Source organism: Cupriavidus taiwanensis, assembly GCF_900250115.1.
Taxonomy (GTDB): Bacteria; Pseudomonadota; Gammaproteobacteria; order Burkholderiales; family Burkholderiaceae; genus Cupriavidus; species Cupriavidus taiwanensis_B.
Genome location: NZ_LT984803.1, coordinates 1,997,697 through 2,009,797, shown reverse-complemented (window position 1 = coordinate 2,009,797; position 12,101 = coordinate 1,997,697). Strand labels below are relative to the sequence as shown.

Below are 12,101 nucleotides of genomic sequence, written 5' to 3'. Positions count from 1 at the left end.
AGGCGTATGCCTCAGTGCGCCCCCATCGCATCCCCCGATCCGCCGCCGCCCTTGGCCGGCCGCGTCAGCCAGACAAAGCCGATCAGCACGAAGAACAGCATCCCCGAGATCCAGAAGATATCGTTGGCGCCAAGCATGGCGGCCTGCTGAGTGATGTTGCGCTCGATCACCCCCACCGCCTGCGCCTGGCTCATGCCCATCTGCATCAGGTGGCTGAGCTGATCGTGGTAGGCAGGGTTGTACGGATTCACCTGCTCGACCAGCTGCGCATGGTGCAGGGCAGAGCGGTTCTCCCACACCGTGGTCGAGATCGAGGCGCCGATGCCGCCGAAGGTAATGCGCACGAAGTTCGACAAGCCCGACGCCGCCGGAATCTTCTCGGCCGGCTGCCCCGACAGGATGATCGAGGTCAGCGGGATGAAGAACATCGCCATCGCCGCACCCTGGATCAGCGTCGGCACCATCAGCGTCCAGGTATCGACCTGCGTGGTGAAGCCCGAACGCATCAGGCTGACGATGCCGAAGGTGATGAACGCGGCGGTTGCGACCCAGCGCGCATCCATCTTCGGCAAGTTGCGTCCGATCACCGGCGACAGCAGGATCGCGAAGATCCCCACCGGCGCCATCACGATGCCGGCATCCGTCGCGGTATAGCCGACGATGGTCTGCAGCCACAGCGGCAGGATCACCAGGTTGCCGAAGAACAGTCCGTATGCCACCGAGATGGCCACCACGCCCGAGCTGAAGTTGCGGCCCTTGAACAGGCAGATGTCGACGATCGGATGCTTCTCATAGGTCTCCCACGCCAGGAAGAACAGGAAACCGACAATCGCCACCAGCGTCAGCACCACGATCTCGGTGGAGTGGAACCAGTCCAGCTCCTTGCCCTTGTCGAGCATCAGCTGCATCGACCCCACCCAGATCACCAGCAGCGCCAGGCCGATGCGGTCGATCGGCAGCACCTTGGTCGGCGTCTCGCGGTCCTTGTAGATGGCCCAGGTGGCGTAGGCTGTGATGATCCCCACCGGCACGTTGATGTAGAAGATCCATGGCCACGTCATGTTGTCGGAGATCCAGCCGCCCAGCAGCGGGCCCATGATGGGCGCCACCAGCGTGGTCATGCCCCACAGCGCCAGCGCCATGGTGCTCTTGGCGGGCGGATAGCTCGACAGCAGCAGCGACTGCGACAGCGGGATCATCGGCCCCGCCACCGCTCCCTGCAGCACCCGGGCCGCCAGCAGCGTTTCCAGGTTGGGCGCGACGCCGCACAGCCACGACGCCAGCACGAACAGCAGGATCGACGTGATGAACAGCCGCACCGCGCCGAAGCGCGTGGTCAGCCAGCCGGTCAGCGGCACCGAGATCGCATTGGCCACCGCGAACGAGGTAATGACCCAGGTGCCCTGGTTCGGCGCCACGCCAAGGTCGCCCGAGATCGCCGGGATCGACACGTTGGCGATCGACGAGTCCAGCACGTTCATGAACGTGGCCAGCGACAGCGCGATGGTGCCGAGCACCAGCTTGCCGCCGGTGAGCGGCTGCGGCTGCTGCGGCAGTACCCGCGCCGGCGCCGGGCCGGCGCCCGGCTGCGCCCCGGGCGCGGCCGGTGCGGCGGAAGGGGAGGTGGCCATGATCAGGTATTGGCGGGCTTGGCGGGCTCGGTGGCGGCGGCGCTGGCCGACGACAGGCCGTTGCCGCGGCCACCGTTGTTGGCGGCGATGATGCGCACGATCAGCTGGTCGGCATCCTGCGCCACCTTGTCATAGACGTCGGTCTGCATCGGCCTGGCCGGCGTGGCCGCGGCCATGGCCGCGCCTTCCTCGCGGCGCACGTCGACCTTGACCGTCATCGACAGGCCCACGCGCAGCGGATGGTCCTTGAGCTGCTGCGGGTCCAGCGCGATGCGCACGGGCAGGCGCTGCACCACCTTGATCCAGTTGCCGGTGGCATTCTGCGCCGGCAGCAGCGAGAACGCCGAGCCGGTGCCGGCCGAGAAGCCGGCGACCTTGCCGCGATATTCGACCCGGGAGCCGTAGACGTCGGCTTCCAGCGTCACGGGCTGGCCGATGCGCATATGCGTGATCTGCACCTCCTTGAAGTTGGCGTCGACCCAGACCTGGTCCAGCGGCACCACCGCCATCAGCGGCGCGCCGGCGGCGACGCGCTGGCCGACCTGCACCGAGCGCTTGGCGACGTAGCCGGTCACCGGCGCGGGCAGCGCCGAACGCGCGAACGACAGGTAGGCCGAGCGCAGGTTGGCGGCGGCGCGCTGCACGTTGGGATGGTGTTCGACCGTGGTCTGGTCGGTCAGCACCTTGTTCGATGCCAGCTGCTCGCGCGCGGCCAGCAGCGCCGACTCGGCGCCCTTGAGCGCGGCCTGTGCGTGCGAGATCTCTTCATTCGACACCGCGCCCGAGCCGGCGATGGCCTGGCGCCGGCGCAGGTCGTCGCGCGCCTTGGCCACGTCGGCCTCGCGCAGCGCCACGTTGGCGGCGAGCGAGCCGTTGTTGACGTACAGCGTGCGCACTTCGCGCACGGCCTGGGCCAGCTGGGCCTCGGCCTGCTCCAGCGCCACCTGCGTGTCGGCGCGGTCGAGCTGGATCAGCGGCTGGCCGGCGGTGACCAGTTGCGTGTCGTCCGCGGCGATCGATACCACTGTGCCGGCCACCAGCGGCGTGACCTGGACCACGTTGCCGGCGACATAAGCGTCGTCGGTGCTTTCGAAATGGCGGGCATACAGCCCCCAGTACACGCCGTAGCCGATGCCGGCGACGACGATCGCGGCGCTCAGCGACAGCAGCATGCGCTTGCGCTTGCCATTGTTCCCGGTTGCCGGAGCTTGCTGGGGGGTGTTGGTGCCGGCCGCTTGCTGGTTGTTGCTCATGATGTCTTTTGAATAATCTTGTCTGCGATCACTGGGTGCGCGGATCAGCCGCGCGCGCCCGCCTGGGTGTTGTCCTGATGCCGCGCCTGGCCGCTGGCGGCGCTCTCGTGGCCCTCGGTGGGCTCCTGGTAGCCGCCGCCGAGCGCCTTCATCAGGCCCATCTGCAGGTCCAGCCGACGTGCCTGCAAGTCAGTCGCCAGTCGGCGCTGCTGCAGCACGTTGCTTTCGGCATTGAGCACGGTTAGCTGCGTGCCCAGGCCAGCCTTGTAGCGGGTGGTGGCCAGCGCGTAGGCGTGCTCGGCCAGGTCCAGGGCTTCGCGCTGGGTCAGGATCTGCTTGTCGACGCCGCGGATGCTGGTCATGGTGTCGGCAGTCTCGCGCAGCGCGTCGACCAGCGCCTGGTTGTAGTTGGCCACGGCGATGTCATAGCCGGCGTACTTGCCCTTCAGGTTGGCGCGCAGCTTGCCGCCTTCGAAGATCGGCAGGCGGATGGTCGGTCCGATGCCGAAGGTGCGGCTGATGCCCATCAGCAGGCTGGACGGATCCAGCGCAGCCAGGCCGGCAAAGGCGGTCAGGCTGACGTCAGGGAGGAACTCCTTCTTGGCGATATTGATGTCCCTGGAAGCCGCCTCCACGCGCCAGCGTGCCGCCACCAGGTCCGGCCGGCGGCCCAGCAGGCCGATGGTCAGGTTGTCGGGCAGGGTTGGCGTGGCCTGCGCCAGCAGCACCGGGCGCTGGATCTGCAGGCCGCGGTCCGGGCCCTTGCCCAGCAGCGCCGCAAGCTGGTTGCGCGCCAGGGCGATTTCCTCGTCCACGCGCTGCAGGTCGGTGCGCGAAGCTGCCACCGTGCCGCGCGCCTGCGTGGTTTCGACCTGGGTGTCGAGGCCGGCGGCGAGCCGCTGGCGCGACAGTTCGGTCAGGTCGCTGCGCTGGGCGATGGCGCGCTCGGCCACGTCGCGCTGGGCGTACAGCGCCGCGAGACGGGCGTAGTTGCGGGCGATCGAAGTGGCCAGGATCAGGCGCGAGGCCTGGCTTTCCGCTTCGGCCGCGCGGTCGTCGGAGAGCGCCGCTTCAAGCGCATCGCGGTTCTTGCCCCAGAAATCGAAGTCATAGGACAGGCCCACCTGCAGGCGCGACTGGTTTTGCCACGATCCCGCCAGCGGGGTACCTTCGAACAGGTCCGTCTCGGAGAAGCGCTGGCGGATCAGGCTGCCTTCGAACTCCAGGTGCGGATAGAGTGCGCTGCGGGTGGCCTCGGCCATGGCGCGCGAGGCCTCCACGCGGGCAAAGGCGGCCTGCAGGTTCGGGCTGTCCTGGATCGCTTCGTCGACCAGGGCGTTCAGCTGCGGGTCCTGGAACTGGCTGACCCAGTCCTGCGACGGCCACTGGCCATGCTCGCCGGGCAGGGTTTGCGCAGTCGCCATCGCGGCCGGATCGGCCATGGTCTGGGTGCTGTGCGAATCGCCAAGCGCCGCACAGCCGGCCAGCGCCGCGGCGGCGAGCGCGGTCAGGGCGAGCGTGCCGGCACGGCGCGCCAGCCCGCGGGAGCTGGCGGGCTGGGTAAAGCGGAAGGAAAGAGCTGGTTTCATGGTGTTGCTCCGTGGCCGGAGCCATACGGTTTCTACGGGCTGCTGACGGGGTCCGGCCGGCTGGCCAGCGCGGACGATCTGGCGTGCCGGAAGTCCGGCGCGCAGCCTGCTATCCGCTGTTGTCGATGACCCGCCGCAGCATGCTGCGCAGCAACTGGATCTCGTCCTCGGAAAAACCGCGGAAGTGGTGCGCCAGGACCGTGCAGAAGATGGCCGGCAGTTGCTGCACCAGTTCCTGGCCCTGCGGCGTCACCGACAGGTCGACCACGCGGCGGTCGGCATCGCGGCGGCGGCGCTCGATCAGCCCGCGCTTTTCCATGCGGCTGAGCAGCCGCGTGACCGAACCCATGTCGGTGTTCAGTTCGCGGCCCAGGTCGGTGACGGTCGAAGCGCGGCCGGTAGCCAGCATCATCAGGCAGCTGGCCTGGGCCTGGGTGATGTCCAGGGCGCTGACCTCCTGCTCGACGCCGTGCGCCAGCATGTTCTTGGCCCGCTGCATCAGGTAGCCGACGCTGTCGCACATCTGGTACTGGGCGGGATCGAACGAGCCGGCCGGGGCGGCAGGCGGAACGGAAGAGGGCGGTCGTGACATCTTTGCCTTTGCAATCTTTGCTGAGGCAAATATATGTTCACGTTTAACGATCCGCAAGAACGGAAATTCGTTATTGCGAAATCCGCAAATGTTTTCCCGCTGGGTGGGGCGGCCCCGTCAACGCATCTTGCGCCGCAACATGCTAGAATGTTGGGTTACCTCAGATTCTCCAAGCGAGACGCAGCAATGACCCGCGCCATCCGAAATATCGCCATCATCGCCCACGTCGATCATGGCAAGACCACCCTGGTCGACCAGCTCCTGCGCCAGGCAGGCACCTTCCGCGACAACCAGCAAGTCGCCGAGCGGGTGATGGACTCGAACGACCTGGAAAAGGAACGCGGGATCACGATTCTCGCGAAGAACTGTGCCGTCGAATACAACGGCACCCATATCAATATCGTCGACACCCCGGGCCACGCCGACTTCGGCGGTGAAGTGGAGCGCGTGCTGTCGATGGTCGACGGCGTGCTGTTGCTGGTCGACGCGGTCGAAGGCCCGATGCCGCAGACCCGCTTCGTCACGCGCAAGGCGCTGGCGCTGGGCCTGAAGCCGATCGTGGTGGTCAACAAGATCGACCGCCCGGGTGCGCGCCCGGACTGGGTCATCAACCAGACCTTCGACCTGTTCGACAAGCTGGGCGCCACCGACGAGCAGCTCGACTTCCCGGTGATCTACGCCTCGGGCCTGAACGGCTTTGCCGGCCTGACCGAAGACGTGCGCGATGGCGACATGAAGCCGCTGTTCGAAACCGTGCTGGACAAGGTGCCGGTGCGTGACGACGATCGCGACGGCCCGCTGCAGCTGCAGATCATCTCGCTGGACTACTCCAGCTACGTCGGCAAGATCGGCGTGGGCCGCATCTCGCGTGGCCGCGCCCGTCCGCTGCAGGACGTGGTGGTCAAGTTCGGCCCGGAAGGCAATCCGATCAAGGGCCGCATCAACCAGGTGCTGAAGTTCCAGGGTCTGGAGCGCGAGATCGTGCAGGAAGCCGAAGCCGGCGACATCGTGCTGATCAACGGCATTGAAGAACTGGGCATCGGCTGCACCGTGTGCGCCCCGGACGCCCAGGACGCGCTGCCGATGCTGAAGGTGGACGAGCCGACGCTGACCATGAACTTCTGCGTCAACACCTCGCCGCTCGCCGGCCGTGAAGGCAAGTTCGTGACCAGCCGCCAGCTGCGCGAGCGCCTGGACCGCGAACTGAAGTCCAACGTGGCGCTGCGCGTGGCCGATACCGGCGACGACACCATCTTCGAAGTGTCGGGCCGCGGCGAACTGCACCTGACCATCCTGCTGGAAAACATGCGCCGCGAGGGCTACGAGCTGGCCGTGTCGCGTCCGCGCGTGGTGTTCAAGGAAATCGACGGCGTCAAGTGCGAGCCGTATGAGCTGCTGACGGTGGACGTCGAAGACAGTCACCAGGGCGGCATCATGGAAGAGCTGGGCCGCCGCAAGGGCGAACTGCTCGACATGGCGTCGGACGGCAAGGGCCGTACCCGCCTCGAATACCGCATTCCGGCCCGCGGCCTGATCGGCTTCCAGGGCGAGTTCCTGACGCTGACCCGCGGCACCGGCCTGATCAGCCATATCTTCGACGACTACGCGCCGGTGCGCGAAGGCGGCCTGGGCGAGCGCCACAATGGCGTGCTGATCTCGCAGGACGACGGCGACGCCGTGGCCTACGCACTGTGGAAGCTGCAGGACCGCGGCCGCATGTTCGTCAAGCCGGGCGATGCGCTGTACGAAGGCATGATCATCGGCATCCACAGCCGCGACAACGACCTGGTCGTGAACCCGATCAAGGGCAAGCAGCTGACCAACGTGCGCGCCTCCGGTACCGACGAAGCCGTGCGACTGGTGCCGCCGATCCAGATGTCGCTGGAATACGCGGTGGAATTCATCGCCGACGATGAACTGGTCGAGCTGACGCCCAAGAGCATCCGCCTGCGCAAGCGCCACCTGAAGGAGCACGAGCGCAAGCGCGCCGCCCGCGAAGGCGCATAAGCGCCTGAGCGCTGAGCACAAAAAACCGCGCCTGCCAGGCGCGGTTTTTTATTGCGCGCGCGGCAGCGTCGCCGGCACCGCGGCACGCGGGCTGCGCCATTCCGGCGGCTTCCACAGGTAGCGCAGGTCGCGGTCGCGCCAGGCATCGGCGAACATGTCGCGCCATTCGTGGAAGGTCAGCGTCAGCGGGTCATGGCTGCGCACCTGGCGCGTAATGCCGTAGACCGGAGCCTCGCACTCGGGGGCGAAGGTGCCGAACAGGCGGTCCCAGATCGTCAGCACGCCGGCATAGTTGCGGTCGATGTACTGCGGGTTCTTTGCGTGGTGGACGCGATGGACCGAAGGCGTGTTCAGCAGCCGTTCGACCAGCGGCCAGCGCTGCCCCAGCCGGGTATGGACGAAGAACTGGAAGCCCAGGTTCAGGCCGACCGCCACGATCACCCAGTCGGGCGTGAAGCCGATATACGCCAGCGGAATCCAGAACAGCCACATGCCCGACAGCGGATAGGTCAGGCTCTGCCGGAACGCGGTCGAGAAATTCATGCCTTCCGACGAATGATGCGTCACGTGCGAGGCCCACAGCCAGCGCACGCGATGGCTGGCGCGATGGAACCAGTAGTAGAGCAAGTCCTGCAGCAACAGCAGCAGCGCGAACGACCACAGCGTCTGCGGCATCGCCTGCAGGCCGTGCTGGTAGCACCAGGTATAGACGGTGCGGACCATCAGCCAGAGGAAGAATGCGTCCGAGGCCTGGTGCATCAGCGCCAGCGCGGCGTTGCAGAGCGTATCGCGCAGGCTGTAGACGGCCGGGTCGCGGCGCGCCCAGTACCACGCTTCGGCGCCGATGCTTAGCACGAAGACCGGCGCGAAGGCCAGCAGCACGAGTCCGGGATCGAGCGATGCGGTGTTCATCCCGGCAGTGTGCCTGTTCGCCGCGAAATTGCCACGAGGGCTTCCTCCAAACGGTGGCGATATGGGTCGGGTGGGCCGCATCCTCCACTTGATGGCGATGATGTACTGCCACGCAATTCTGTCACGCATGTGAAGGCGATCAATACGGGTAAAGGATGCGGTGCCGGCGCCGTAGTTGGACAGGGTGGCGGCGCGGCGCGCCGCCTTCGTTTCAGTTTCCTATTTCCTCCCGGAGCCTCATTCATGTTCAGGAACACGACCATCGGCGCCAGATTGTGGTTTCTCACTGTCGTGACCAATGTGTTGTTGCTGATTGTCGGTGCCGTCGGCTGGCTCGGCATGTCGCGCAGCAACGAAGCGACGCACCAGATCTACGAGCAGCAACTGTCGGCCGCGGTCCACCTGGCCGAGGCGCGTTCGAACCAGTTGCTGGTGCGCGTGCTGCTGGACCAGGCCACCTTTGCCGCCGATCCGGCCGACGCCAGGGCGCGCGCCGCGACCGCGGAAGGCTTTGCGCGCGATTCGGAAAAGGCCTGGCAGGCTTATCTCGCGCTGCCGCGTTCGGCCGACGAGGCGAAGGTGGTCGAAGACGTTACCGCCAAACGCGATGCGCTGTTCAAGCAGGGTGTCGCCCCCATGATCGCCGCGCTGCATGCCGGCGATCGCGACGGCGTGATGAAGGCGGTGCTGGAGACCATTCCGCAGCTCGATATCGCCTTCACCGCCGTCAACACCGAGCTGAACAAACTGCAGGTGGCCAGCGCGAAGCTGGTCTACGAGGCCTCGCAGCAGCGCTACCGCAACCTGTTCACGCTGTCCGTGTGCGTGCTGGCAGCGGGACTGGTGTTCAGTACCGTGGTGGCATGGCGCCTGCGCCGTTCGATCGTGCAGCCGCTGGATACGGCGATTGCGCGCTTCGAAAGGATGGCCGGCGGCGACCTGAGCCTTGCCGCGTCCGGCGGCGAAGCGGGGGGCGACGAAGCCCTGGCCGACGAAGCGGCGCGCAACGAGACCGCGCGCATGCTCGGCATGCTGGGCCGGATGCAGGCCAGCCTGGTGGCGATGGTGGGCGATGTGCGCGGCGGTGCCGACTCGATCGCCGCGGCCAGCAAGCAGATTGCCAGCGGCAATGCCGACCTGTCGCAGCGCACCGAGCAGCAGGCGGCTTCGCTGGAGGAAACCGCTTCGAGCATGGAGGAACTGACCAGCACCGTGCGCCAGAATGCCGACAGCGCGCGCGAGGCGCGCGCGCTTGCCAGCGATGCCGCCACCCTGGCCGGGCGCGGCAGCGATGCGGTGCTGCGCGTGGTCAATACCATGCAGTCGATCGACGCCAGCTCGGGCAAGATCGTCGACATCATCGACGTGATCGAGAAGATCGCGTTCCAGACCAATATCCTGGCGCTGAACGCCGCGGTGGAAGCGGCGCGTGCCGGCGAGCATGGCCGTGGCTTTGCCGTGGTGGCGGGCGACGTGCGCGACCTGGCGCAGCGCTGCGCCGGCGCTTCCAAGGAAATCCGTGCGCTGATCGGCGCCTCGGTGGCCAACGTGCGCGAAGGCTCGGGCCTCGTCGATGATGCGGGGCGCGCGATGCAGGACATCGTCGATGCGGTGCAGCGCGTCAGCGCCATCATCGGCGATATCAGCGCGGCGTCGGACGAGCAGTCCAACGGCATCGAGCAGGTCAACGTGGCCGTGTCGCAGATGGACAGCATGACGCAGCAGAACGCGGCGCTGGTGGAGCAGGCGGCGGCCGCCGCGGCGTCGCTGGAAGGGCAGGCGCAGCGGCTCACCTCGCTGGTGGCGACGTTCCGTCTGGCCTGAGGGGGCGGGGCGCATGCCAGGCTGCATGCGCCGCAAGCTGCCCACGCGGGTGCGCTTGCCAGGGTGACTGGCGTAAAATCGCCAGTTGCATTGGAGGAGTACGACATGACTGAATTCGTCACGACCGAGGTCCGCGGTGGCATCGGATACCTGACGCTGAACCGCCCGCAGGCGCTCAATGCGCTGTCGCTAGACATGATCCGCGCCATCACACAGGCGCTGAAGGACTGGGCCGCAGCGCCCGAGATCGCTGCCGTGGTGGTGGCCGGTGCCGGCGGCAAGGCGTTCTGCGCCGGCGGCGATATCCGCTATTTCCACCAGGCCGCGCATGCGGGCGATCCGCTGCTCGACCAGTTCTTCGTCGAGGAATACGCGCTCAATTTCCTGATCCACCGCTACACCAAGCCCTATATCGCGCTGATGGACGGCGTGGTGATGGGCGGCGGCATGGGCATCTCGCAGGGTGCGCGCCTGCGGCTGGTCACCGATCGCACCAAGATGGCCATGCCCGAAACCAATATCGGCCTGTTCCCGGATGTGGGCGGTGGCTGGTTCCTGGCGCGCACGCCTGGACGCATCGGCGAATACCTGGGCCTGACCGGCACCGTGATCCACGCCGCCGACGCCTTGCATGCCGGCCTGGCCGACGCCTACCTGCCCGGCAATCGCCTCGCGGAACTGGTCGATTCGCTGCGCGCGCAGCAGTTCGCCAGCGGCGATGCGGTGCTGGCGCATATCGAAACCTTCACTGCACCGCACCGCGCGGATTACTTGCCGGCGCAGAGCGCGCTGGCCGGGCTGTCGGCGCAGATCGACCAGCTGTTCGCCGGCAACAGCGCGCAGGACATCCTCGCCGCCGTCAGCGATGCCCCCGGCGACTGGGCCGCGCAGACCGCCGCCATGCTGCGCAGCCGTTCGCCGCTGATGCTGTGCGTGACGCTCGAGCAGATCCGCCGCGCGCGCGGCATGTCGCTGGAGGACGAGCTGCGCATGGAGCTGGACATGATGTACTACGTGTTCCGCAAAGGTGACGGCGTCGAAGGCATTCGCGCGCTGGCGGTCGACAAGGACCACAGCCCGCGCTGGCAATTCGCGCGGCTCGACGAAGTCAGCCGCGAGAAGGCGTTGTCGTTCTTCGACAGCCCCTGGCGCCCGGAGCAACACCCGCTGGCGGCGCTGGGCAGGCACGCCTGACCTCGCTGCACGGCACGCGCGGGCGCCGACTCGGGTAGAGTGACGGGCGGGGCCTGGTGCCCGTGCACGGCCATGCCGGGCGCGGGGCGCCGCCTGTGCCATTCCGTCCACACCGTCAAAGGAGCCGCAATGAGTGATCCTCGTGATGTCGTTGTACTGGTGGGAAGCCTGCGCAAGGAGTCATACAACCGCAAGCTGGCCAAGGCGCTGATCGCGCTGGCGCCGGCGCAGCTCAGGCTGGAAATCGTTGAGATCGGAAGCCTGGAGCTGTACAACCAGGACCTCGACGACAAGCCGACCCAGGCCTGGACCGCGTTCCGCGACCGCATCCGCCGCGCCGACGCCGTGCTGTTCGTCACGCCGGAATACAACCGCTCGGTGCCCGCGCCATTGAAGAACGCCATCGATGTCGGTTCGCGCCCTTATGGCAGCAGCGTCTGGGACGGCAAGCCCGGCGCCATCATCAGCGCATCGCCGGGCGCCATCGGCGGCTTCGGTGCCAACCACCATCTGCGCCAGTCGCTGGTGTTCCTGAATATTCCCATCCTGCAGCAGCCGGAGGCGTATATCAGCGGCGTCGACAAGCTGTTCGACGAGCAGGGCGGGATTGCCAACGAGTCGACCAGGGGCTTCCTTGGCAAGTTCTTGACCACCTTTGCCGGCTGGATCGAGCGCAACGCGCCGCGCTGAGGGGGCGCAGCAGCGCCAGCTTCCGAAGACCGTGACCAGGAAGCAAAACAGCGCCTGAGTCAGGCGCTGTTCATGCGGCGTTCATCGGCCCTGCCCACGTCACCCCAACCGGCAAACTGCTGCCTCGGCGATGCCAGGTCGGAGCGTACGCGGGCTGCGTCGCGCCCCTACCGCTATGCCTGGCCACGTTGTGACGCCTCCCCATAAGCCGTAGCGCAATGCGTGCCAAGCATCTGCCCGCTTCCACAGAGACCGATGTCCGGCTTGCCTCAGCGTATGGCACGAGCTTCGTACTCGAGGTTTCTCGCGACGGCGTGCGCGTGGTTCCTGGACGGAGATGTGCAAGGGAACAGCAAACTGGCAGCACCTTCCGATAGCAGAGTCAGGACTCCTTTCCAGTCCTTGGCGG

At 67.0% G+C, this 12,101-nt stretch carries 9 protein-coding genes; 4 read left to right on the top strand and 5 right to left on the bottom strand.

Annotated features, from left to right (window positions below; all coding sequences use genetic code 11):
• Positions 1-11 precede the first annotated feature (11 nt).
• From CBM2586_RS09495 to CBM2586_RS09480, 4 genes are all read right to left on the bottom strand, one after another.
• Positions 12-1,631: a DHA2 family efflux MFS transporter permease subunit gene (locus CBM2586_RS09495; RefSeq protein ID WP_115687316.1), complete on the bottom strand. Its 1,620-nt coding sequence runs from the start codon at positions 1,629-1,631 to the stop codon at positions 12-14.
• 2 nt (positions 1,632-1,633) lie between these two features.
• Positions 1,634-2,884 (bottom strand): HlyD family efflux transporter periplasmic adaptor subunit, encoded by a 1,251-nt coding sequence (locus tag CBM2586_RS09490; RefSeq protein WP_115687315.1) that lies wholly within the window; start codon positions 2,882-2,884, stop codon positions 1,634-1,636.
• A gap of 44 nt (positions 2,885-2,928) precedes the next feature.
• Entirely contained in the window at positions 2,929-4,473 is a 1,545-nt protein-coding gene (locus CBM2586_RS09485) for an efflux transporter outer membrane subunit (RefSeq protein WP_115687314.1), read from the bottom strand.
• Between the two features lie 109 nt (positions 4,474-4,582).
• Complete coding sequence (locus tag CBM2586_RS09480; RefSeq protein WP_115687313.1) at positions 4,583-5,065, bottom strand: MarR family winged helix-turn-helix transcriptional regulator; 483 nt, start codon at positions 5,063-5,065, stop codon at positions 4,583-4,585.
• A 186-nt stretch (positions 5,066-5,251) separates the two neighbouring features.
• Here CBM2586_RS09480 and typA point away from each other — a divergent pair, with 186 nt between their 5' ends.
• A complete protein-coding gene (gene typA, locus CBM2586_RS09475; RefSeq protein ID WP_115661865.1) occupies positions 5,252-7,072 on the top strand; it encodes a translational GTPase TypA in 1,821 nt (606 codons plus the stop codon).
• 48 nt (positions 7,073-7,120) lie between these two features.
• On the opposite strand, the gene CBM2586_RS09470 is transcribed toward typA, so the two are convergent.
• A complete protein-coding gene (locus tag CBM2586_RS09470; protein WP_115661866.1) occupies positions 7,121-7,984 on the bottom strand; it encodes a sterol desaturase family protein in 864 nt (287 codons plus the stop codon).
• Positions 7,985-8,227: 243 nt separating this feature from the next.
• On the opposite strand from CBM2586_RS09470, the gene CBM2586_RS09465 reads away from it, so the two are divergent.
• From CBM2586_RS09465 to CBM2586_RS09455, 3 genes are all read left to right on the top strand, one after another.
• Positions 8,228-9,808: a methyl-accepting chemotaxis protein gene (locus CBM2586_RS09465; protein WP_115687312.1), complete on the top strand. Its 1,581-nt coding sequence runs from the start codon at positions 8,228-8,230 to the stop codon at positions 9,806-9,808.
• A gap of 105 nt (positions 9,809-9,913) precedes the next feature.
• Entirely contained in the window at positions 9,914-11,002 is a 1,089-nt protein-coding gene (locus CBM2586_RS09460; protein WP_115661868.1) for an enoyl-CoA hydratase/isomerase family protein, read from the top strand.
• Positions 11,003-11,131: 129 nt separating this feature from the next.
• Positions 11,132-11,692, top strand: a complete 561-nt coding sequence (locus tag CBM2586_RS09455) for an NADPH-dependent FMN reductase (RefSeq protein WP_115661869.1) — start codon at positions 11,132-11,134, stop codon at positions 11,690-11,692.
• The last annotated feature ends 409 nt before the right edge of the window (positions 11,693-12,101 follow it).

Coding starts and splice junctions, on each gene's coding strand:
- CBM2586_RS09495 (WP_115687316.1), bottom strand. CDS start 1,631: ATGGCCACCTCCCCTTCCGCCGCACCGGCCGCGCCCGGGGCGCAGCCG.
- CBM2586_RS09490 (WP_115687315.1), bottom strand. CDS start 2,884: ATGAGCAACAACCAGCAAGCGGCCGGCACCAACACCCCCCAGCAAGCT.
- CBM2586_RS09485 (WP_115687314.1), bottom strand. CDS start 4,473: ATGAAACCAGCTCTTTCCTTCCGCTTTACCCAGCCCGCCAGCTCCCGC.
- CBM2586_RS09480 (WP_115687313.1), bottom strand. CDS start 5,065: ATGTCACGACCGCCCTCTTCCGTTCCGCCTGCCGCCCCGGCCGGCTCG.
- typA (WP_115661865.1), top strand. CDS start 5,252: ATGACCCGCGCCATCCGAAATATCGCCATCATCGCCCACGTCGATCAT.
- CBM2586_RS09470 (WP_115661866.1), bottom strand. CDS start 7,984: ATGAACACCGCATCGCTCGATCCCGGACTCGTGCTGCTGGCCTTCGCG.
- CBM2586_RS09465 (WP_115687312.1), top strand. CDS start 8,228: ATGTTCAGGAACACGACCATCGGCGCCAGATTGTGGTTTCTCACTGTC.
- CBM2586_RS09460 (WP_115661868.1), top strand. CDS start 9,914: ATGACTGAATTCGTCACGACCGAGGTCCGCGGTGGCATCGGATACCTG.
- CBM2586_RS09455 (WP_115661869.1), top strand. CDS start 11,132: ATGAGTGATCCTCGTGATGTCGTTGTACTGGTGGGAAGCCTGCGCAAG.